The sequence below is a fragment of the Acinetobacter sp. NEB 394 genome (assembly GCF_013374795.1).
Classification (GTDB): domain Bacteria; phylum Pseudomonadota; class Gammaproteobacteria; order Pseudomonadales; family Moraxellaceae; genus Acinetobacter; species Acinetobacter johnsonii.
Genome location: NZ_CP055277.1, coordinates 3,164,425 through 3,186,976, shown reverse-complemented (window position 1 = coordinate 3,186,976; position 22,552 = coordinate 3,164,425). Strand labels below are relative to the sequence as shown.

17 protein-coding genes are annotated in these 22,552 nt (G+C 41.0%); 9 read left to right on the top strand and 8 right to left on the bottom strand.

Annotated elements, in window-relative coordinates; genetic code table 11:
* Positions 1–155 precede the first annotated feature (155 nt).
* The 8 genes from HUK62_RS15400 to HUK62_RS15365 all read right to left on the bottom strand — a co-directional run bounded on the left by HUK62_RS15400 (position 156) and on the right by HUK62_RS15365 (position 11,102).
* Entirely contained in the window at positions 156–1,172 is a 1,017-nt protein-coding gene (locus tag HUK62_RS15400; protein WP_176538297.1) for a DUF4365 domain-containing protein, read from the bottom strand.
* A gap of 218 nt (positions 1,173–1,390) precedes the next feature.
* Positions 1,391–2,803: an efflux transporter outer membrane subunit gene (locus HUK62_RS15395; protein ID WP_176538296.1), complete on the bottom strand. Its 1,413-nt coding sequence runs from the start codon at positions 2,801–2,803 to the stop codon at positions 1,391–1,393.
* 9 nt (positions 2,804–2,812) lie between these two features.
* Complete coding sequence (locus tag HUK62_RS15390) at positions 2,813–4,804, bottom strand: MacB family efflux pump subunit (protein ID WP_176538295.1); 1,992 nt, start codon at positions 4,802–4,804, stop codon at positions 2,813–2,815.
* A gap of 2 nt (positions 4,805–4,806) precedes the next feature.
* Positions 4,807–6,150 (bottom strand): MacA family efflux pump subunit, encoded by a 1,344-nt coding sequence (locus tag HUK62_RS15385; protein ID WP_176538294.1) that lies wholly within the window; start codon positions 6,148–6,150, stop codon positions 4,807–4,809.
* Positions 6,151–6,265: 115 nt separating this feature from the next.
* A complete protein-coding gene (gene holA / locus HUK62_RS15380; RefSeq protein WP_176538293.1) occupies positions 6,266–7,255 on the bottom strand; it encodes a DNA polymerase III subunit delta in 990 nt (329 codons plus the stop codon).
* A gap of 12 nt (positions 7,256–7,267) precedes the next feature.
* Positions 7,268–7,777: an LPS assembly lipoprotein LptE gene (lptE, locus tag HUK62_RS15375; protein WP_176538292.1), complete on the bottom strand. Its 510-nt coding sequence runs from the start codon at positions 7,775–7,777 to the stop codon at positions 7,268–7,270.
* Between the two features lie 203 nt (positions 7,778–7,980).
* Positions 7,981–10,602: a leucine--tRNA ligase gene (gene leuS / locus HUK62_RS15370; protein ID WP_176538291.1), complete on the bottom strand. Its 2,622-nt coding sequence runs from the start codon at positions 10,600–10,602 to the stop codon at positions 7,981–7,983.
* A 134-nt stretch (positions 10,603–10,736) separates the two neighbouring features.
* Positions 10,737–11,102 (bottom strand): DUF4124 domain-containing protein, encoded by a 366-nt coding sequence (locus tag HUK62_RS15365; protein ID WP_176538290.1) that lies wholly within the window; start codon positions 11,100–11,102, stop codon positions 10,737–10,739.
* A gap of 769 nt (positions 11,103–11,871) precedes the next feature.
* Here HUK62_RS15365 and HUK62_RS15360 point away from each other — a divergent pair.
* From HUK62_RS15360 to HUK62_RS15320, 9 genes are all read left to right on the top strand, one after another.
* Complete coding sequence (locus tag HUK62_RS15360; RefSeq protein WP_125274025.1) at positions 11,872–13,599, top strand: acetolactate synthase 3 large subunit; 1,728 nt, start codon at positions 11,872–11,874, stop codon at positions 13,597–13,599.
* Complete coding sequence (gene ilvN, locus HUK62_RS15355; RefSeq protein ID WP_004697653.1) at positions 13,596–14,087, top strand: acetolactate synthase small subunit; 492 nt, start codon at positions 13,596–13,598, stop codon at positions 14,085–14,087. Before HUK62_RS15360 ends, ilvN begins: the two co-directional genes overlap by 4 nt.
* A gap of 105 nt (positions 14,088–14,192) precedes the next feature.
* Positions 14,193–15,209 (top strand): ketol-acid reductoisomerase, encoded by a 1,017-nt coding sequence (gene ilvC / locus HUK62_RS15350; protein ID WP_176538289.1) that lies wholly within the window; start codon positions 14,193–14,195, stop codon positions 15,207–15,209.
* A gap of 1,073 nt (positions 15,210–16,282) precedes the next feature.
* Entirely contained in the window at positions 16,283–16,771 is a 489-nt protein-coding gene (locus HUK62_RS15345; protein WP_176538288.1) for a hypothetical protein, read from the top strand.
* A gap of 72 nt (positions 16,772–16,843) precedes the next feature.
* The gene (locus tag HUK62_RS15340; RefSeq protein ID WP_176538287.1) at positions 16,844–17,548 is read left to right on the top strand and encodes a fimbria/pilus periplasmic chaperone; all 705 of its coding nucleotides are present in this window, start codon (positions 16,844–16,846) and stop codon (positions 17,546–17,548) included.
* A gap of 20 nt (positions 17,549–17,568) precedes the next feature.
* Complete coding sequence (locus tag HUK62_RS15335) at positions 17,569–19,872, top strand: fimbria/pilus outer membrane usher protein (RefSeq protein ID WP_176538286.1); 2,304 nt, start codon at positions 17,569–17,571, stop codon at positions 19,870–19,872.
* A gap of 13 nt (positions 19,873–19,885) precedes the next feature.
* Positions 19,886–20,302: a hypothetical protein gene (locus HUK62_RS15330; RefSeq protein WP_004983505.1), complete on the top strand. Its 417-nt coding sequence runs from the start codon at positions 19,886–19,888 to the stop codon at positions 20,300–20,302.
* Positions 20,303–20,442: 140 nt separating this feature from the next.
* Positions 20,443–21,723: a glycosyltransferase family 1 protein gene (locus tag HUK62_RS15325; RefSeq protein WP_176538285.1), complete on the top strand. Its 1,281-nt coding sequence runs from the start codon at positions 20,443–20,445 to the stop codon at positions 21,721–21,723.
* 192 nt (positions 21,724–21,915) lie between these two features.
* Positions 21,916–22,467 (top strand): phosphatase PAP2 family protein, encoded by a 552-nt coding sequence (locus HUK62_RS15320; RefSeq protein ID WP_176538284.1) that lies wholly within the window; start codon positions 21,916–21,918, stop codon positions 22,465–22,467.
* Positions 22,468–22,552: the final 85 nt, after the last annotated feature.

Genomic DNA, 22,552 nt, shown 5'->3' with positions numbered 1-22,552 from the left:
CCATAGGAAATTAGGTCTTACAGATGTTTCCATGTGCTAGTGTTTTTAGAATTTAGCTATAGATTAATCTAAATTATTTAATAAAGCCGCTTCGATAGCGGCTTTATTTTTAAGGAGATAAGGTAATTCAAAAAATTATAATATTGGAGTTAAGGTCACACCGGTTTGGCATCGGCCTTGAGCGAGTTGTTAGGTTCTTCAGCTTTTGACGAAGCCTCCTCATTTGGTGGAAGCGAGGTGATTTGTGCTAGATAAGTTGGCATGAACCATTCCCTAACCAATTCTTCATACATGTTTGCCAAATTTGCTAATCGATGCCAGATGAACCCTGAACAATATTGTAGAAATTGAGAGTTATCTTCTGGCTTAACTCCGTTTTTGATTTTTTCTTTTAGAGTGTTTAGCTCGGAAAAGCTCCAAGTCATTGGCTTCCAGAAATCGTGACTAGACCATATATCTTGCCGTAGGGCAACGCTAATAAATGTTTTTATCATATTCACTGCTTGCTCATGCGGCACCGCATGGGGTGCAGCAGATAGTCCTTGGATGCGCCAGATTTCTCTGAGCTGATAGTTGAATGTACCAAAAGCACCATACATTTTTGAGCGCTTTCCATAAGCTCTGAGTGGAACTAGATTATCTTCGGTATTTACAATTTCATTTGATAGGGGAATGTAGATAACTTTGGATGCTTTATTTAGGTAATCTGGGTCCTCGGGGATCAGGACCTTATCTATATAGTCATTTAGGCAAATAAAATATGCTTTCCTTAGATCTGTATCTACGAGAATAAGGAGGACAGGGATTGCAACACCCATTGCCTGAACTGTAAGGATTTCAGACATTTCAAGCTTAAATTTTGCTACAGGGATATCAACATAATCTGTTTTGTCTTCTACAAGATCGCCTTTCGCAATGTTCCCTCTTCCGTAGGCTCTTCTTGTTGTATATTCGATACGGTTTGAGCCTTTTAGCTGAACAAAGAAGTTCTCGCCAAGGGTCTCTGCAATATCCCTATTTTCATCAACGTAATCGAAAAGCTCAACAACACAGTCAATTCCATAGTCTGAACCGTAACTATGGACAACCCATTCTTCTGGTATTTTTTCCCGAAGGACTTGTATTGATATATCTTCCTTAACTTGGTTTAAGTGACGTTGTTTTCTTCTCACAGTATTTCCTTAAACCTAACTAGATTTATATGGCAGGCTTGCCATATACCAATTTAATTTCTATTTGATTTAACTATATTTTTATCAGCATATAAAACAGAAATATTTACGTCAATGCATAAAATTTGATGAGTAAAATCAAAAGTTCTTAGCTCATTAAAAATGAGCCAAAAACTTTAAAAAACGGCACATGATGTGCCGTTTTTTTATGCTGCTTTTTATTTAGGAAGCTGTTGAATCGGGCTACCACCGAGTGCTTGCATCAACGTCACATAGGCGTTGTATTGACTTTGTTTGGTATTGACCAATGTTAAGCGTGCAGTACGCGTGGTTTCTTGTTGATCCAACAAGGTTTTTAAAGCCACGGCGCCATAGCGATAGCGCACTTGGGTCAAACGTTCCACTTTCTCAGCAAGCTCCAAATTGCGCTGTTGCAATTGTACTTGCTGGCTCAACTCAGTTCGTGCAGACAGGGCATTTTCCACATCGGCAAAGGCTTGGTACAAGGTCTGACGATATTGCACGATAGCTTTTTCATAGTCCAATTGGCTAATCGCAAGGTCGCGTTTCATGTCGTTATATTGCAAGAACGGTAGACTTAAACTTGCGCCTAAGGTTAGGGCAGGGTTTTTGAGCAGTTGCGTGAGCGAGGTGCTGCTTGAACCAATATTCCCAGTCAAACTAATCGATGGATAATAGCTCGCCGTGGTGGCATCTTTGGTCGCTAAACTCTCACGTAAACGTAGCTCAGCCGCTTTTAAGTCTGGACGGCGCGACAAAATGTCGGCAGGTAAGCCCGCAGCAATACTTGGCAAAGCTAAGCGTGGTAAACGCTGAGGTTCATCAATACTTAACTGCTGCACAGGCATATGTAGTAACACAGCAATTGCGGTACGGGTCTCGACCAAGCTTTGTTGAATTTGACTCAGACTGGCTTTTTGACTTTGTACTGACTGTTCAGCTTGGGTTAAGTCCAGTCCTGATACAGCCCCAGCTTGATACTGAACTTTAACCAAGTCATACAGTTTTTGTGAGGTGGCAAGGCTTTGCTCGGCAGTTGTACGGCTTTCATTATAATAGGCCAATTGCCAATATAGCTTCGCTGTGGTGCCAATTAAGCTTTGTGCGGTCGCTTGCAAATCTTGCTCAGTCGCTAGTGCTTCCCATCTTTTTGCTTCAGTTTGGCGGGCCAATTTACCAAATAAATCGACTTCATAACTGAGTCCTGTTTTGGCAGATAATCCGCTTGATGTGTCATTTCCATCATTTAAATTAAAACTATGTCCAGTAGATAAACCTGTACTTGAACTCACCCTAATTTTTTGCTGATTCTCAGCCAGTTCTGCTTGTAAACGCGCTTGCTTTAAGGTCATCCCTGCAACGGCCAAATTGGCATTTTTGGTTAGCACAGCATCGACCAGTTGATTGAGCTGTGCATCACCAAATAACGTCCACCATTGATCAGCATATAGGGCTTGTTGGCGTTGTTGTGCGGTGACTTTGTCGTATTGAAACTGAGTCGGCGTCTGTACAACTGGTGCTTGATAAGGTGTTTTAACCACAGCTGCACAGCCAATCAAGGTGCTGCCAAGCAGCATCGCGGTACAAAGGCGCGTTAATAAAAAAGGCATATTTTTTCCTTATTCTCTGGCAAGTGCCGCAACAGGGTCGAGTTTGGCTGCATTTTTTGCAGGCAAGAAACCAAACACCACACCAATTAACGTCGAGCATACAAATGCGGCGATAATAGACGTGGTTGAGTAAGCAACCCCGAAATTACCCCCAGCAAATTTTTGAATGATTTGTCCTAGACCCAGCGAGAGCAACACGCCTAAAACCCCACCAATCAGGCAGACTAAGATGGCTTCAATCAGGAACTGCTGCAAAATATCACTTTGACGCGCACCCACGGCCATCCGAACCCCAATTTCTTGCGTCCGTTCGGTCACTGAAACCAACATAATATTCATTACACCAATACCGCCCACCACCAAAGAAATCACGGCAATTGCGGAAACCAGCAGAGTCATGGTACTGGTGGTCTTTTCAATGGTTTGGCGAATACTGTCACTGTTCATGGTGAACACATCTTGTTGACCATGACGCAAGGTGAGTAAGTTCACAATTGCGTTTTCAGCCGCGCTGGTGGAGTACTTATCATTGATTTGCACTACGATATTGCGCACATTACTCTGACCGAGCATACGACTCATAACCGTGGTGTAGGGCATATAGACATTCAACGTATCATCGGAACCCATAGCACTGGTTTGCGGCTCAACGACACCAATAATTCGTGCAGGAACACTGCCCAAAAGTACGACTTGCCCAATCGGATTGCTACCATCACTAAAAAACTGTTTTTGTGTATTGGTGTCAATGACTACGTCTTGGGTGCGGTCGCGGACACTTCGTTGGTCAAAGGTTTGTCCATTTTTGAAGGTTAGGCCTTTCACTGTAAAATAATCGCCACCGACACCATTAATGGTGGCATTGGCTTCACTTTGTTGATAGCGAATGGTTTTAGATGAACTCACCATTGGACTGACCGCACTCACATACGGTTGGGTGGCGAGCGCTTCAGCATCGGCAGGAACAAGGGTTTTAAAGTTGGCCGTTTTGGAGTTGTCACCAAAACCGCGCCCTTGGAACACCGTAATGGTGTTGGTTCCTAAACTACTGATGTTACTTAAAATCTGCTGTTGTGATCCATTTCCTAAAGCCACTACTGTCACGACGGAGGCAATCCCGATAATAATGCCGAGCATGGTCAAAAATGTTCGCATGCGGTGTGCATTCATGGACAAAAGTGCCATACGAAAGGCTTCACCTAAACGGTCGAGCAGAGAACGCCATGCAGAGACACTTTTATTTTTTTCTTGCTGGGCAGAAATCGCCGTTTCTGCATCAGGGTCGCTGTGTAGTTCAGTGTCGTGCTCAGGTTGATTGGCACGGTCTGCAATGATTTGCCCATCGCTGATCTCGATAATCCGCGAGGCATTTTTCGCCACTTGCATATCGTGGGTGACCAAAATAATGGTATGGCCTGCGGCATTTAACTCACGCAAAATCCGCATCACTTCCACGCCACTATGCGAGTCTAGGGCACCTGTCGGTTCGTCAGCGAGAATGACATCACCGCCATTCATCAAGGCACGTGCAATCGAGACACGTTGTTGCTGCCCGCCAGATAGTTGACTTGGTCGGTTTTGAGTTTTATTGCCCAGTCCTAATTCTGTCAGTAAAGCATTGGCACGTTGTTTACGCGCATACGGTGTTGCCCCTGCATAAACGGCAGGTACTTCAACATTACCTTCTGCGGTTAAGTCTCCTAAAAGGTGGTAACGCTGGAAAATAAAACCAAAATACTCACGACGTAATTCGGCCAATTGATCAGGTTCGAGTTTACCGGTTTCGCGACCATTGACCTGATAACTTCCTGAGGTTGGGCGGTCGAGACAGCCCAAAATATTCATCAGGGTCGATTTACCTGAACCCGACTGACCGACAATGGCAACCAATTCACCTTCGTAAATGGTTAGGTCAATGCCTTTGAGAATTTGGACAGTACTTTCGCCAGCTGGAAACTCTCGCACCAAATTACTGACTTCAAGCAAGGCTTTTTTGGTCATGCTTACATTCCCATTGGTGGACTGTTACGACGGCGGTTGCTGCTATTGGCAGAAGCCGCAGAGTTCTCCGAACTGTCTGCAATCACCACTTGATCGCCTTCTTTTAAGCCTGCAAGCACTTGTGCATTGACGCGGTTATTGATCCCCACCAAAATTTGTTTGGGTTGAGCTGAGCCGTCCGCTTGTAAGACACGAACCACGCTCAGCGTAGCTTTGCCTTCTTTAACCAATTGTTGTTGTGCTGCATTTAAATTCAGACGTTCAAGACGTTCAAGACGTGGACTTTGTGGACGGTCTGAGTCCGATTTGCTTTGTGTCGATGACGCAGCTTGCGTATTTGAACCACTGTTACGCTTTGCATTTGCAGGACGAGTCGAAATTGCAGAAGAGGGGACTAATAACGCATTTTTTGCAGAATCGAGCACGATGTAGACTTGTGCAGTCATATCAATACGTAGCTTGCCATCATGGTTGGGTACATCAAATAGAGCATTGTAGTAAATTGCGGTGCTGGTTGATGTGCTGGTGGTACTTTCATCGCTAATCGAGTCTGGCGCGGGCTCAACTTGACGTAGGCTAGCATAACGCTTGCTGTCATCACCTAAAGTGGTGAAATACACCTGTTGGCCTTTTTCAACTTTCATGATGTCCGCTTCACTGACCTGCGCCTTAATGGTCATGTTTTGCAATTTTGCAATTTTAACAATGGTCGGCGCACTTTGATTGGCGTTTACAGTTTGACCTTCCTCAGTCACGATCGCCACCACAGTACCGTCAGTCGGTGCCACAATGCGGGTATAACCGATATTGGTTTGTGCGGTCGACTTGGTTACTTTTGCAGATTCAATTTGTGCATCAATGGCTTTAATCTGTGCTTGTGCTGTTTTATAGCTGGCCTCAGCCGATTCTAATTCTGCTTTTGATGTGGCATCTTGTGCATACATTTGCTGTTGACGCTTATACGCCAGTTGCGCCTCATTAAGACTGGCCTCTTGTTGTAGGCGCTGGGCTTGTAAATTTTTAATGTTGGCTTCTGCTGTTTTGAAGCTGTTTTCTTGAGTGGTTGAATCAATCTGCGCAATCAATTGACCTTGTTTAACTTCATCACCCAGTTGCACATACATTTTCTGGACTTGACCTGAGACCTGTGCGCCGACACTCACCAGTTTAGTTGCATCTAAAGTACCTGTCGCCAATACTGTATTTTCAAGATCACCACGAGTGACCGATTCGCTAATATACTGTGGTTGTTCTTGTTTTGGTTTGAAATATGTCCACGCGACATAAGCAAGTACGGCAACACACAGTACCGCGATAAGCATTTTGACAGCTTTTATTTTTTGCATTGGAATCAGGGAGTAAACAGAATTGCAGATAGTATAAAAGCGAAATACGGATAAATCGTGAATTTTTTGAACAAATAGAAATGATTATTATTTTTAAAAGACTCGTTGCGGCAATTTAAGCGGGAAAGAGTGATTTTCCACACAGCGTCGCAATGGCTTGCATCACGACATGTTCAGCATTTTCATGCCCTAAACCTTTGATCGAAGCATCAATGCGAAGCAGGAGACTGGGCCACGTTAAAAAGCTCTGCGGGTTCAGTCGACGTAAGGCGTGTTGATAGACGCTGACTTTATTCTTCCAAATCCCCAGTTGCAGTGCATTTTGCGGTTGCTCAAACAGTTGCATGAGTAAACGCATTTCTTTGCTGATGCTCCACAAAATCAGACTGAGGGGTTCACCTGAGGCAATCAGGTATTGGTAAATTTTAATGGATTGCGCCAAATTGCCTTCGAGCAGAGCATCACTCAAATCGAAAGTACTATAGCGGGACTGATCTTGTAAGCAGGCATGTAAATGATCAATCTGAATCAGCTCAACCTCGGCAAAGGTGTCGCTGACACGCATTAAGCTATTTTTAGCTGCGAGTAAGTTGTGTTCATGGTGTTGTTCTAACCACTGCCATGCATCCTGACTCAGTTTAACCCCAAGCTTATCTGCTTCAATGCTTAAAATCTGCTGACGATCACGCGGATAATTGGCGGTCAGGGCAACATGCACTCCATTGGCTTCAACCGTTTGGAAAAAGCCCGTTTTTAGGCTGGCGCTGTCCTGTTTTGGCATCACCACCAAAAGCAAGTTCTGTTCATTGTTTTGGATATAGCTTTTTAGCAACTTTAAAGCGTTAGCATCGGGCTTAATATTGCCATGAACTTCAATGGCAAGCTGACTTGAAAATAAGGACAAACTATTGAGTGCATTAAAGACATTTTTCCAGTCACTGACATTGTTGATGTCATGCCGTTGTCGTTCAATCTCTTGCTTTTGCCAACTTGCTCGAAATGCATCTAGTAAATTTTGCTCAAGCAATGGTTCTTGACCTTGCATAATCCATGCGCCGCGAGCTTCATCGACACGTTTTAAGGCTTGCAAATAGTCAAGTTTCATTGTTAATAAACCTTACTGCTGTGCAGGTGGTAGACGGTTCGAAGAAATCTGACGCACAATTTGCTGCGCGACATCATCCACGATGACTTGATTCAAATAGTTTTTCTCTTGGTCATCGGTGTTGACGGTTTCAACGTTGTATTGATAACTACGCGTTGCAACTACGGTCCGTGGTTCAGTGATTGGACGGCCTTGCGCATCTTCAATACGGAAGGTGACATTGAGGCGTAATAATACTTCAATCAGTTTACCGTTCAACTCTGAACGCTGCGGTTTATAATCTAGCACGCGAAGCACATAGGCATCTGAACCACTGCTCAGCTGTACACCCGAGGCACCTAAATAAATGGCCAATTTTTCATGCAATTCATCGGTGTTTTTCGGAAGCACCAAATTCATTTTTGAATAAGCAATCGGTGTTGCGCTTGGATTGGTGCCTTTTAAATGAAAGCCACACCCGACCAAGCCAGCACTTAGGCCACAAGTTAAAACAATAGCTGCCAAACGTTTGCCTAAATGCATGTGTTGTCCTCTGTTTGCTCTTTTTGATAAAAGAAAAATAATATGCCGTGATTGTATGTGCAAAGCCCGTTGACTGGCAACGGGCTTTGTTTGGGTTTTGTTTATTCCTTTTCGTTTCCCCCTCTTTTTGAAAGAGGGGTTAGGGGAGATTTTCTAATAAAATCCCACCAAACCTCCCTTTATAAAAGGGAGGCTCAAAGGCCTTAAACCACCAAATTCACTAATTTATTTGGCACCACAATTTCTTTCTTGGTTGGACCTGTCAAGAATTGTTGAACTTCTGGCAAGGCTTTAGCCAATGCAAGCAATTCATCTTTCGATGTATCGACAGACACTTCTAATTTGCCACGCAGTTTACCATTCACTTGAACCACAATCGTTTGCGTATTACGTGTGAGTGCAGATTCGTCTACAGTCGGGAACAACACGCTGGTTAAGTCCAGTCCGAATTCAGCCAATAAAGTCTGGCTTAAATGTGGTGCAAATGGTGCAAGTAAAGTTAAAAGCGTTGTAATCGATTCACGAGCAACCGCAACATCATTATCATTTTTCGCTTCAAATTTATTGTTCGCATTTAATAGTTCCATCATCGCTGCAATGGCCGTGTTAAAGGCATGGCGGCGTTCAATGTCATCACCCACTTTTTGGATGGTTTCATGCGTTTTACGGCGTAAGTCTTGTGCTTCTGTAGACAGTTGAGCAGTATCAATTGCAGAGGCTGCATTACCTTTTTCAAGGAAGCTTGCGACCAAACGCCATACACGTTTCAAGAAACGGTTTGCGCCTTCCACACCTGTATCAGACCATTCAAGGGATTGATCTGGTGGAGCAGCAAACATCATGAACACACGTGCCGTATCTGCACCGTACTGATCAATAATGGCTTGTGGGTCGATACCGTTATTTTTCGATTTCGACATTTTCTCTTGACCGCCAACAATCACGTCCTGACCATCACCTTGGTATTTCGCAGACAGAATACGCCCTTTTTCATCACGTTCGAGGTCGATATCTGCAGGGTTAAACCAAGTTTTCTTGCCTGATTCAGCTTCACGGTAATAAGTATCTGCCAAAACCATACCTTGAGTTAACAGATTGGTAAATGGTTCATTACCTTGTACTACACCTTCATCACGCATCAATTTGTGGAAGAAGCGTGCATAAAGTAAGTGCAGAATCGCGTGTTCAACACCACCGATGTATTGGTTTACAGGAAGCCATGTTTGAGCGGCTTCAGGTTTAACTAAACCATCAGTAAAATCAGGAGATGCATAACGTGCATAGTACCAAGATGATTCTACAAAGGTATCTAAAGTATCAGTTTCACGACGCGCATCACCACCACAGCTTGGGCAAGAGGTTTGATAAAACTCAGGCATCTTGTTCAATGGGTTACCCGAGCCATCAGGTACGACATCAGTTGGTAAGACCACTGGAAGTTGCTCTTCAGGTACAGGAACCTGACCACATTTTTCACAGTTGATCATTGGAATTGGGCAGCCCCAATAACGTTGACGCGATACACCCCAGTCACGTAAACGGAACTGAACTTTCGTACTTGCAAGAGTTGTTGGTTCTAATTTCGCAAGGAACGCATCATAAGCAGCTTGGAAGTCTAAACCGTCAAATTCAGCAGAATTGACCAATTTACCCTCTTTAGAGCCGTACCATTCTTGCCATTGTGCAGCATCAAAGTCTGCATCGTCTGCACCTTGAGCATCAATCACTTGTTTGATGGTTAAGCCGTATTTATTGGCAAATTCAAAATCACGTTCGTCGTGTGCAGGTACAGCCATCACTGCACCAGAGCCATAAGACATCAACACGTAGTTGGCAATCCAAACAGGAATTTCTTCGCCAGTGACAGGATGCTTCACAGACAGACCTGTTGCCATGCCTTTCTTTTCAGCAGTAGCTAGGTCAGCTTCTGCGACTGAACCCATACGGCATTCTTCAATAAATGCTTTAAGTTCAGCATTATTTTCCGCAGCTTTCAGCGCCAATGGATGTTCTGCTGCAACTGCAACATAAGTCACACCCATTAAGGTGTCAGCACGGGTCGTAAATACCGTTAAACCTTCTGCATACACGTCAGGATTCGCTGAAGGGAAGGTGATATCCATCCCTTGTGAGCGACCAATCCAGTTACGTTGCATGGTCAAGACTTGTTGTGGCCAACCGTCTTTTAAGGTATCTAAATCGTCTAATAATTCTTGCGCATAGTCAGTAATGCGGAAGTAATACATTGGAATATCACGTTTTTCAACCAATGCACCTGAACGCCAGCCACGACCATTTTCAACTTGTTCATTGGCCAGTACTGTCTGATCCACAGGATCCCAATTTACGGTAGATAACTTACGGTAAATAAGGCCTTTTTTATAAAGTTGCACGAACAACCACTGTTCCCAGCGGTAGTATTCCGGGGTGCAAGTCGCAAATTCACGATCCCAATCTACAGACAGGCCAAGTTTCTTCAACTGATTACGCATGTAATCAATATTTTCGAAAGTCCATTTTGCAGGAGCGACCTGGTGTGCAATGGCAGCGTTTTCAGCAGGTAAACCAAAAGCATCCCAACCCATAGGTTGCAGGACAGTTTCCCCTTTGAGACGGTGGAAACGACTGATGACATCACCAATCGTATAGTTACGCACATGACCCATATGCAGTTTGCCACTTGGATAAGGGAACATCGAGAGGATATAACGACGTGGACCTTCTACAGAGTCGGCAACTTTAAAGGCTTTACGAGCTTCCCAGTCTTGTTGGACGGTAGGTTCAATCGCGCTCGCTTGATATTCAGGGTCAATGTGAGTAGTCATATACGTATGTAGAACAATGGTTAAAAAGTTTGTTGCACAGCATAGCGCAAAATGCACCTAAAAGTGAATTTTGCGCTATGTTTTGTGCAGGAAATTAAACAAGCTGAAAATAAATCTGGAACCGTACGGAATGATTAAACCGTAGGGCGAGCTTGTTGGCCTTGTTGAAGTGCTTCATTCGCTTCACGTCGTTGATTTTCTAAATCAACCGCTGGTGCTGGGGCAGCACTTGGTACAGCATTGGGGGGAGCTGGTACGGTATTTGGCATATTGGCAGGTGGAGGTGCTTCAGGTGAAGCAGCTGGTGGCGAATTTTTCCAACCATAGGTATCGACTTTCCCTTTTTTCTTTGCTGTTTTGGGTGGAGGTGTCGTGGTGTAATGTGTCGAGCCTTGGCTATCAACCCACTTATAATACGTCTTGGCAAAGCTTTGTGTACTGCCTATTGCAATCCCCATCCCCACCAAACATGCTGCCATTTTTGCAAACTGAATACTCATCTACCATTGTCCTTTTTATATCCGTAATCATTGGATTTTATCGGGTTTATCGTTGTCGTTATTTTATGCCAATTTTAGAGCAATAAGCAGTGTTTGATGTGTTTTTCATCTGAGTTTTTTGAAATATTTTGCAGGCCAAATCCTCAGTCTAACGCGTGAAATATGTGTTATGACAAAGTATCAAAATAAGAAAGTTGTGTTAAAACCTGATGAGCAAATGCTGATCTATATTTAAAACTGAAAAAATCTGAGATAGATATTGGATGTAAATTGGGGGGAATATCTTATTAAACTTATTTATGGGTTTTATTATGTTTTTTTATTAATAAATTCAGTCAAATAGAAATCTATTTGTTTTTGCACTAAAAAACCAAGAAAAAGCGGTTCAGTTTTCTTTGTCCGCGATGAATAAAAAATAAACGCTCTGTAAATAAACAAAAAAAAGCTAATTTTTAAACTTGACTTTAGTCACGAAACTCCTAAAAATGCTGTCTTTAGTTTTATATGCCTTTACTCGATCACCCTTCGATAAAGTGTCATTTCATGCAATGGACACGCTTTCTAGCCGAGACCGTGAACAAAGTAAAAAAATGTGTTTATCCCAACACGTTTTAGATCTCATATTGCTCAAACAGCATACAGATCAGAATTTTTTCCTATTGCTATGAAAACTAAGAAATATGTGTGCTATAACAGTGCAGACAATCAATGAATGAAACACTGCTGGTGCCTTCCACCATTGCAGTGATAAAGATTAGGGTGAATCACGTTGGAACTTTTATCTGGTGGTGAAATGCTCGTTCGCGCATTGGCGGACGAAGGCGTTGAACATGTATTTGGATATCCAGGCGGCGCAGTTTTACATATCTACGACGCGTTCTTTCAACAAGACAAAATCAATCATTACCTCGTGCGCCATGAACAAGCTGCCGGTCATATGGCAGATGCTTACTCACGCGTAACAGGTAAGACGGGTGTGGTCCTCGTGACTTCAGGTCCGGGTGCAACCAATACTGTGACTCCAATTGCAACGGCTTATATGGACTCAATCCCAATGGTGATTTTGTCTGGTCAGGTTGCGTCACATTTAATTGGTGAAGATGCATTCCAAGAAACAGATATGGTCGGTATTTCTCGTCCGATCGTAAAACATAGTTTCCAAGTGCGCCATGCCAGCGAAATTCCTTCGATTATTAAGAAGGCATTTTATATTGCATCTTCTGGTCGTCCGGGTCCAGTTGTGGTCGATATTCCAAAAGATGCAACCAATCCTGCTGAGAAATTTGCTTACGAATACCCAGAAAAAGTGAAGATGCGTTCGTATCAACCGCCGCATCGTGGTCACTCAGGTCAAATTCGTAAAGCGATTGAAGAGCTGATTCATGCTAAACGTCCTGTGATTTATACTGGCGGTGGTGTGGTTCAAGGTAATGCTTCTGCACAGTTAACTGAACTGGCACATATTTTGGGCTTCCCAGTGACCAATACCTTGATGGGGCTTGGTGCATTCCCAGGTAATGATCCACAGTTTATTGGTATGTTGGGTATGCATGGTACCTATGAAGCCAATATGACCATGCACAATGCTGATGTGATTTTGTGTATCGGTGCGCGTTTCGATGACCGTGTAACCAATAACCCAGCAAAATTCTGTCCAAATGCCAAAGTGATTCATATTGATATCGACCCTGCGACGATTTCAAAAACCATCATGGCGCATATCCCGATCGTGGGTGCGGTAGAACCTGTTCTTCAAGAAATGTTGACACAGCTCAAGCAGATGAATGTGTCTAAACCAAATCCTGAAGATATCGCTGCTTGGTGGGCGCAAATCAATGAATGGCGTAAATTTCATGGCATGCGTTATGAGCCTGGTGCAAACGGCGTAATGAAACCACAACAAGTGGTGGAAGCGTTGGATAAAATCACCAATGGTGATGCGATCATTACTTCTGACGTAGGTCAGCATCAAATGTTTGGTGCGAACTATTACAAGTATAAACGTCCACGCCAATGGATTAACTCAGGTGGCCTAGGGACCATGGGTGTTGGTTTACCCTATGCGATGGCGGCGAAATTGGCTTTCCCTGACCAACAAGTTGTGTGTATCACGGGTGAAGCATCCATCCAGATGTGTATCCAAGAGCTTTCGACGTGTAAGCAATATGGCCTAAACGTAAAAATCCTCTGCTTGAATAACCAAGCTTTAGGGATGGTGAAGCAGTGGCAAGATATGAACTATGAAGGACGTCATTCGAGTTCTTATGTAGATTCATTGCCTGACTTCCCTAAATTGATGGAAGCGTATGGTCATGTAGGTATTCAGATTAACCATGCCGATGAGCTTGAGTCTAAGCTTGCAGAAGCAATGGCAATCAATGATAAATGTGTATTTATTAATGTGATGGTTGACCGTACAGAGCATGTTTATCCGATGCTTATTGCAGGTCAGTCAATGCAAGACATGTGGTTAGGTAAAGGGGAGCGCACGTCATGAGACACATTATCTCTGTACTTGTAGAAAACGAAGCTGGTGCGCTTTCTCGTTTGGTGGGTTTATTCTCTCAACGTGGTTATAACATTGAGACCTTAAACGTTGCGCCAACCGAAGATCCGACTTTATCTCGTTTGACATTAACGACTTATGGCGATGACCATAAAATTGAACAAATCACCAAACAGCTCAACAAATTGGTTGAAGTGGTGAAAGTGGTTGATTTGTCCGAAGGTGCGCACATTGAGCGTGAGTTGATGTTGATTAAAGTCAAATCACTTGGCTCGGCACGTGCTGAAATCAAAAGAACTGCGGACATTTTCCGTGCGCAAATTGTTGATGTTACCCCAACGACGTATACCATTCAAATCGCGGGTACGACTGAAAAAATTGATGGTTTTATTGATGCACTCGCAGAGAACACCATCCTTGAAGTTGTACGCTCAGGTGTTTCAGGCATCGCGCGTGGCGAAAAAGTTTTAACCATTTAATTAATTAAGACGATTCAACCTCCTTTTGAGAAAGAGGAGGGTTTCATCAAACAATAAACCCCTTGATGGAATTACAGAATACCAAGCATTTTAGCGGAGACAGCAATGCAAATTTTTTACGATAAAGACTGCGACTTATCTATCATCCAATCTAAGAAAGTAGCGATCATTGGTTACGGTTCACAAGGTCACGCACACGCGCTTAACCTTAAAGATTCTGGTGTAGACGTAACTGTAGGCTTACGCGCTGGTTCTACTTCTTGGAAAAAAGCTGAAAATTCAGGTCTTAAAGTTGCTGAAGTTCCTGCTGCAGTTGCTCAAGCTGACGTTGTCATGATCTTGACTCCAGATGAGTTCCAATCACAACTTTATCGTGACGTGATCGAGCCAAATATCAAAGAAGGTGCAACATTAGCATTTGCTCACGGTTTCTCTGTTCTTTATAACCAAGTTGTTCCACGTGCTGATCTTGACGTGATCATGGTTGCTCCAAAAGCACCAGGTCATACAGTACGTTCTGAATACCAACGTGGTTCAGGTGTTCCTGACTTAATCGCGATTCATCAAGATGCGTCTGGTAATGCACGCAACGTAGCACTTTCTTATGCTTCAGGCGTAGGTGGTGGTCGTACAGGTATCATTGAAACTTCATTCCGTGAAGAAACTGAAACTGACCTATTTGGTGAGCAAGCAGTTCTTTGTGGTGGTGCAGTAGAACTTGTGAAAATGGGCTTCGAAACTTTGGTAGAAGCAGGTTATGCACCTGAAATGGCTTACTTCGAATGCTTACACGAACTTAAGCTAATCGTTGATTTGATGTTTGAAGGCGGTATCGCGGACATGAACTATTCAGTATCGAACAATGCTGAATATGGCGAATACGTAACTGGTGTTGAAGTCATCAACGAACAGTCTCGTGAAGCGATGCGTAATGCACTTAAACGTATCCAATCTGGTGAATATGCGAAGATGTTCATTCAAGAAGGTGCGTTGAACTACCCATCTATGACTGCTCGTCGTCGTCAAAATGCAGCACATGGTATTGAAGTAACTGGTAATAAACTTCGTGCAATGATGCCGTGGATTCAAGCGAACAAGATCGTTGATAAAGAGAAGAATTAATTTCTCGAATCAATTGATTTGAATGCGAAAACCCACTCTATTTGAGTGGGTTTTTTCTATTTTTATTGTTACGTGCCTCAAAAAGATGAAAGCAGTGCTTTCATCTTTTTCGTACTTTGGATTCAAGCGAACAAAATCGTAGATAAAGAAAAGAACTAAGTTTCTGATCTAGCTTATTTTAAGTAATAAAACCCTGCTTCGGTAGGTTTTTTTTATTGATCTACTATCATGTTTTATGTGGGACAAAGCTATTAATTATAAAGATGTGAGTATAAATAGGGCCATGATATGGCTATCGGTACACAGCTATAAGTTGATCTTACCCGTGTTCAAAATCGTTATATGGAGTCCACGTTTATTTCATTTCAGTGCTAGATATATGGGTAGCATATATGATCCAAAAACTATTGGATTAATAACGTATCCATGGGCTTTATTGCAATAAACGAAACTCTCAAAAAAGTGTACCTATCATTACGTTTGGGTTTTTAGTGTGAGTTTTTGATTTCTAAAATAGTAGGTCATGTAAATTTAAGGCTTGATTATGTGATTTTAGTCATATTGTTCAATCACTGAAATTGGGTAAATAGCATGTGAATAAACTTTGAATTTTAGCGAGATGATCGACCTAAATTTAATAATTAGTAGAAATGTAAAGTAAAAAAAAGATGAAAAATGGATTTTTTAGCGGATTAAGAAATTATTCACCCAAATATGTAATTAAATGTAAATTTGAAATGTTAAAAATTTCTAAGATAAAACAGAGATCTACTTAAAATATAAAAAAGCACTAAAATTGTGCATCACTGAAAGTGGTGTAACTATTTTTAGGGGTTTAAAAAGTTAACTAATAAATAAAATATCAATAAAAACATTATTTTAATTTTACTTTTTTGAGGTTTTAAAGTTGAGTCTGTATTTGAGTGAAAAAGGCTGCATAGATGGTTTTTTATACAGAACAACTAGAATAAAAACACACTTAAGAAAAGCTTGGTAGCCAAACAAGGTCCAGTTTAATTAAGGGTGATCATAACAATTAATCAGTTTTAAAAGAAAAGTCTCGGAGAGTAGCTATGAATAAATTACTACAAGCATCGCTAGTTGCAACGCTAATGAGTGCAGGTTCTACAGCCCTTCATGCAGGTTATAACTGGGGGAACTGTACTTCTGTAGGTTGTGAAAAAGATATTCCTATTAAATTGGAAATTCCTAAAAAATGTGAAGTACTCGGTGGTACTGCAATTACCTTAAATAAAAATGGTGGAACTCAGAGTTCAACCTACACTGTGCGTAGTAATACCCACTATACGCTTAACATTCAAACAGCAAACACTAGTACAAGTGCCAGCACTTATGTGAAACATGAAGATGATGGTAGTGTTCGTGTACCAACAACAATTGTTACAAATAAAACAGGCGGTGGTGTAATTCCATTCGGTAATTCAAATCACAATGGTCTAGCTGATGATGTATACTCTGTATCTGTTACAAATGCAGCAGTAAGTGCCTTCCAACGTGCGGGTACATACAACGATACTTATAAAATTAAAGTTTACTACTAATCTGGTCAAACTAAGCCTAACTTGATCACAGTATCAGGTTAGGTTTTTTAAAATTATAATAAGGGGTGTAACATGAATAAAATAATAGCGATTTTGGTGTCTTCGATGTTTTATATGTCGGGAACACATGCTGGTGTTTCAGTTGACCCAGTCCAAATGTATATTCAAAATCCCGCAAAGCAAAGAACAACAACATTAACCCTAGAATCTAAAGATGAGACAGAAAAGCGAATTTTTGAAGTTAAAGCATTTAAGTGGACTCAAAAAGACAATGGCGAAAATGTGCTTGAGCCTGACAATAGTTTAATTATTAACCCTAAGAATTTTATTTTACAAGCCAATGGCAAGCAAACCATTCGTGTCGGTTTTAATCGTCCGGTAGAGTCGGTTTTAGAAGGGCAACAAGAAGGGACATGGCGTGTGATTGTTGATGAAATTCCACAGGCTGTAAAAGAATCTTCAGTAAATTTTCTGGTCAGCTTTAATTTACCCCTCTTTGTTGGTAAGCAAGAAGATGTTAAACTCAAATTTAATGTGGAAAATAATAAACTCGTTGTTAAAAATAACGCGAATTCACATATTCAAATTGCAAATTTGAAGATTGTCGATGCTAATAAAAAAGAAGTTTTTAAAACGGAGACTATGAGTTATTTGCTTGCAAATAAAAGCACGTCCTATGATTTAAACAATACACGAATATCAAATCCTAAAAATTATTATGTTCAATTGTTTACTGATAAGAACGATAAAATGGTGGAACTCAAATTCTCGGATTAGTCTGAGGTGGGGAGTTTACGATGAATACGAAAATAAGAATACTTATCGTTATTCATATTTTTTTTGCACTAAATGTGAATGCCAGTGAAGCTGTGCTGGAAGAGAATATTGCAAATTTATGGATTAATGATTTAGATCATCATACGGATGTTGCCTTATTAAAAGAAGGCGATCAATACTATATTGAATGTAATATACTGGCAGAACGTCAAATTACAACGAGCCAATTAAAAACGCTCTCCTCTCGGCCAGAGTTTTGTTCAGTGTCATCAGGAGTAATTCAGTCAGCGTTTGATGACTCATCACAATCCATTAAATTGACTATTCCTACAGACTCTTTTGAATCTGATTTTAATAACTTAAATGGAAGTGTTATTCCAGAAAAAGCCAGTTTTGGTGGTTTCATAAATTATGATTTTCTTTATGCCACTAGTAATTCTAATAACTCATATAGTGGACTTATGGAGCTAGGGGTTTTCAAAGATTATTGGATCATGAAAAACTCTATGTTGTATCAGAATACCCCCACTGATGAGCGGGTGGTTCGCCTGAGTAGTAGTGTCGATTTTGAATTTCCTAAACATATGACCCGCTTAACGATAGGGGATACTACAACTACATATAACCCTTTGATTAATTCTTTACGTTTTGCAGGTTTAAATTGGGGGACGAATTACACTGAAAGACCAAATTTTGTGTACTGGAATATGCCAAGTTTACAAGGGAGTGCACGCGTTCCTTCTACTGTTGATTTATATATAAATGGCGTAAATATTTATAATCAAAAGGTGAGCCCTGGTGATTATAACTTACTGATGGGGGCACAAATCCAACAAGCAGGTAATGCGCAAATTGTAGTTGAGGATGTACTCGGGAATCGAAGTGTACAAAGCTTTCCTATTATGGTGACCAATAGACTATTACGATCTGGTTTGAATGAATATAGTGTTGCAGCAGGTAAACTTCGTTACAACTATAATTTGGATAGCAGTGATTATAGGGACTTCTTTGTGAATACTTATTTTCGCAGAGGTATGTCAAACTCAACAACGTTAGGAAGCAATTTATCTTACAGTAAAGATATACAAAATATAGGGTTCATGTGGACACAAGCGATTAGTAATATTTTTGTTCTCGATAGTGTTGTTCTTGCTTCTCATGATGATGAAAACCAATTTAATTATTCCTATGGGTTATCCGCAAGTAAAGACTTTGGTCGATTTTCAATGGGGGCGAGTTCAAAATATACAGAAAAAGATTTTAAATTTTTAGGAGACAAGTTAGGTGCCAATTCTAACTATCCGAAATTTGAAAATCTTGCATATTTTGGTATGAGTAATGTGCCCTATTTGCATAATCTAAATATTAACTATGCAGAACAAAAATATTATGAAAATCCTGATTTTCCTAATAGTAACCAAAAGGTAATAAATGTTGGGTTTAATCGGAATTTTGGTCGTCGAATTTCATTTGGTTTGAGTTATTTCAACTCTTTTGGTGATAGGAAAGACTCAGGCGGCATTCTTTCACTTAGCTACAGTTTTGATAATAAGTCCGTTTACTTTAGTCAATCAGCTGACCAAAATACAAACCTCCAGTTAGTGAAATATGACTCCAATCAAGTCGGGTTCGATTATTCTCTTGGCGTAAACCGTCGTAGTGAAGACACGATGTTTAACTTTAATGGTGTTGTTAAAACAGACGTAGGAGATTTAGATTTCTATCATGTGCAAGGTCGTGAAGATCGTGAATCACAGTTAAATTATCGAGGAGCAGTTGTTTGGTTGGGTAATAAAATCAGTTTTACTAAAATGGTTGATAACGCATTTACTCTAGTCAAAGTAGGGGATTATCAAGATATTGATATTTTAAGATCGCTGACCTATGTTGATAAAACCAATAAAAAGGGGTATGCCTTTATTCATGATGTTATTCCTTATGTTAAATACGACATTGCATTTGATCAAAATCAACTACCTATCGAAGATAAAATACAGTATTCAAGCAAACAATTAACAGCTTTAAATCAACGCGGTTATATCATCAATTTCCCAGTATTCCATGCGAAACAAGTCACTGTTAAACCAGTAGACAGTAACAATCGGTCTTTTGCTGCTGGTTCGGAGCTTTATATTGATAATAATGGTGAAGGAGAGGTTTATCCGATTTCTACCGATGGTAGCGTAACGCTTTATGGTTTGATTCCGGGAATATATAAGATACAAATTAAAACTAAAGAAGCACGCAGTTGTTCGGCAGAACTTACAATTACAGATACTAAGAATGATGACAACTCATCAGTACTGGATCTTCAGTGTAAATAAATGGAGTAGAGCCATGAAACTGAACATTATTATACTGCTGTTTTGTGTAGCGGCCACCCCAATAGCTTATGCAAAACAGTGTCAAATTGAGCGTTTAACTTCAAGCCAGTTGAATCTAAGTTCATCGTATCTTAGTCAAGCTGCAACTTCTTTCTCAGTGGCTTGTGATAGTAATTACGCGATTAAATTCAATTCGCGTAATTTAACTAATGCAACAGGGAGTAGTTATTTAGTCAATGAGAAAAACTATAAATTGAGAACTCAAATGAATATTTCAGGAGCAAGTGCATCACGTTGGAATAGCCCTATTGCTCAACCAGCAACTGAGCAAAATAAGTTTGTAGTCTTGGTGCAATTGATGGAGCGCCCAACTGCCTTAACCCCAGCAGGTGTGTATAAGGATAGCTTGTATATTAATTTGATGTTTTAAATTTTAGGTCTTTAAACTATTAATATGTAAAAAGATACCTACTAATCATAGGTATCTTTTTATTTGATTGCATTCATTATCATCAAACTGTCAAATAGTTTAACTAAACTTGAGAGACAATAAGAAAAGTTTGGAATAACATGATCGGTTCAATGACAACAAAATTATTCAAACAGCACAATTTTCCAGAAACTCAGCGGTTTTACCTCAAACAACAACATCGGCATGATCTTCAGCAAGAACTCTCTATCCTTCAAGAAACACTTAAGCCCAAGTTAAAAATAACCATCGTGACGGAAACATGGTCACCAGAAATCAATGGTGTTGCGAACTCTTTATTACAACTGTGTAAAGGTTTGCAGAAACTGGGGCATCGTATTCAGCTCATCCGCCCAATACAAAAAACCATATGTACCGACTTTCAGGCAGAACAGGAGTGTTTGGTTTGGGCAAAGAGCATTCCTAAATATGCCGACATGCAATTTGGTATGCCACAGTATGTCAAAGTCAGCAAAGCGATTGAACGCTTCACACCAGATGTGGTCCATATTGTGACGGAAGGACCGTTGGGGTTGACGGCACTGTATGCTGCTCAAGCACATCAAATTCCAGTATCAAGTGGCTTTCATTCAACTTTTCATGACTTTAGTCGCTTCTTTGATTTGGCTTTACTGGTCAAACCGATTGAAAGTTATCTTCGCTGGTTTCATAACCATACGGTACTCACCTGTGTGCCGAGTCAAACGACGTTAAATCAACTCCAGGCCTTTGGAGTGACTTGTCCTTTGGTTGAGGTTGGGCGAGGGGTCGATACAACTCGCTTCCATCCAGAGCATCGCTCAGAACAATTGCGTCAGCGTTGGCAAGCAGATGTCAATACTTCTGTGTTGCTATATGTGGGACGTTTATCTCCAGAAAAAGAAGTCGATGTGCTCATTGAAAGCTATTTGAATATCAAGAAGCAACAATCACGCAAGTTGAAAATGGTGATTGTGGGGGATGGGCCAGATCGTAAGCGCTTAATTGAGATGGCAAATGGCTCAGATGTTATTTTTACGGGAAGTTTAACAGGGCAGTCACTCGCTCAAGTCTACGCCAGTGCAGATGCTTTTGTTTTTGCTAGTCAAATAGAGACTTTTGGTAATGTGGTACTCGAAGCCATGGCCAGTGGCTTACCTGTGGTGGCCTATAACTATGCCAGTCCGCAGCGTTATATCAAGCAAGGTATAACAGGGTGGTTGAGTCCTTTTGGACAAGTGGCACACTTTATGCAAACTATTATTCAGTTGCCAGAGCAAAAGGTGCTTAGATGTATGGGAACTCAAGCGCGTCAAGACATTGAGAGTGTAGGCTGGCAGTATCCTGTAAAACAGTTTGAGCAAGCCTTATATCACGTGGCAAATATTAAGGCAGCACCTTAACCAATAGCTGTTTTAAAAGCGTCAGTGATAAAGACGAGTTGGGTAATTTTGATGGGTTTTAATTTAAATCATCAAACTGTCAAAAACACCCTTTAATATGAGCTTAACGAGAAGCGATTTTGATGAATTAAATCGTCATATAACAATGATTTTCCAGCTGAACTTTCAACATTGTTGTTAAGGAGAAGTGGTATGAATCTTAAAACTGCAAAAATAAGAATATTAGATTTAGATTTAAAAGGCTGTGTTTATCTCAATCATTTTTCCCATTCACATACTGTAGCCAATTTTTTTAAGCGGATCAGTCGATTGGGGGATGGCATCTTTTGGTACACCATGTTGGCCTTAACTTGGTTGTTGCAAGGATTGGTCTACAGTTTACAAATCGTGTATTTGGTGCTTGGTTCGTTGTGCGGGACTTTAATTTATAAAGTTTTAAAAATCAAAACTATTCGCCCAAGACCCTATCAAGTACATCAAGTGATTCGAATGGGTGAGCGACCGCTTGACCATTTTAGTTTTCCTTCAGGTCATACTTTACATGCGGTGATGGTCAGTACGTTATTGGGCTTCGTACAGCCAATTTTATTGGTGCTTATGTTGCCTTTTACTGTTCTGGTTGCTGCATCACGCATGATTTTAGGGCTGCATTATCCAAGTGATGTGTTGGTCGGAGCGGCTATAGGTGCAGTCGTAGCCGTCGCTTTAATTTGTAGTGCACCATTTTTAAATATTGTGTTGTAAAAAAGCCCAATTTTATCTCAAACAAACTAGCGCTTAAATTTCAGAGTTTGCTACAGTACAGTATCTTCTACATTGTGATGAGACT

Bases quoted from the DNA above. Each gene is read 5' to 3' on its own strand.
- HUK62_RS15395 (WP_176538296.1), bottom strand. From the start codon at position 2,803: ATGCCTTTTTTATTAACGCGCCTTTGTACCGCGATGCTGCTTGGCAGC.
- HUK62_RS15390 (WP_176538295.1), bottom strand. From the start codon at position 4,804: ATGACCAAAAAAGCCTTGCTTGAAGTCAGTAATTTGGTGCGAGAGTTT.
- HUK62_RS15385 (WP_176538294.1), bottom strand. From the start codon at position 6,150: ATGCAAAAAATAAAAGCTGTCAAAATGCTTATCGCGGTACTGTGTGTT.
- holA (WP_176538293.1), bottom strand. From the start codon at position 7,255: ATGAAACTTGACTATTTGCAAGCCTTAAAACGTGTCGATGAAGCTCGC.
- lptE (WP_176538292.1), bottom strand. From the start codon at position 7,777: ATGCATTTAGGCAAACGTTTGGCAGCTATTGTTTTAACTTGTGGCCTA.
- leuS (WP_176538291.1), bottom strand. From the start codon at position 10,602: ATGACTACTCACATTGACCCTGAATATCAAGCGAGCGCGATTGAACCT.
- HUK62_RS15365 (WP_176538290.1), bottom strand. From the start codon at position 11,102: ATGAGTATTCAGTTTGCAAAAATGGCAGCATGTTTGGTGGGGATGGGG.
- ilvN (WP_004697653.1), top strand. From the start codon at position 13,596: ATGAGACACATTATCTCTGTACTTGTAGAAAACGAAGCTGGTGCGCTT.
- ilvC (WP_176538289.1), top strand. From the start codon at position 14,193: ATGCAAATTTTTTACGATAAAGACTGCGACTTATCTATCATCCAATCT.
- HUK62_RS15345 (WP_176538288.1), top strand. From the start codon at position 16,283: ATGAATAAATTACTACAAGCATCGCTAGTTGCAACGCTAATGAGTGCA.
- HUK62_RS15340 (WP_176538287.1), top strand. From the start codon at position 16,844: ATGAATAAAATAATAGCGATTTTGGTGTCTTCGATGTTTTATATGTCG.
- HUK62_RS15335 (WP_176538286.1), top strand. From the start codon at position 17,569: ATGAATACGAAAATAAGAATACTTATCGTTATTCATATTTTTTTTGCA.
- HUK62_RS15330 (WP_004983505.1), top strand. From the start codon at position 19,886: ATGAAACTGAACATTATTATACTGCTGTTTTGTGTAGCGGCCACCCCA.
- HUK62_RS15325 (WP_176538285.1), top strand. From the start codon at position 20,443: ATGATCGGTTCAATGACAACAAAATTATTCAAACAGCACAATTTTCCA.
- HUK62_RS15320 (WP_176538284.1), top strand. From the start codon at position 21,916: ATGAATCTTAAAACTGCAAAAATAAGAATATTAGATTTAGATTTAAAA.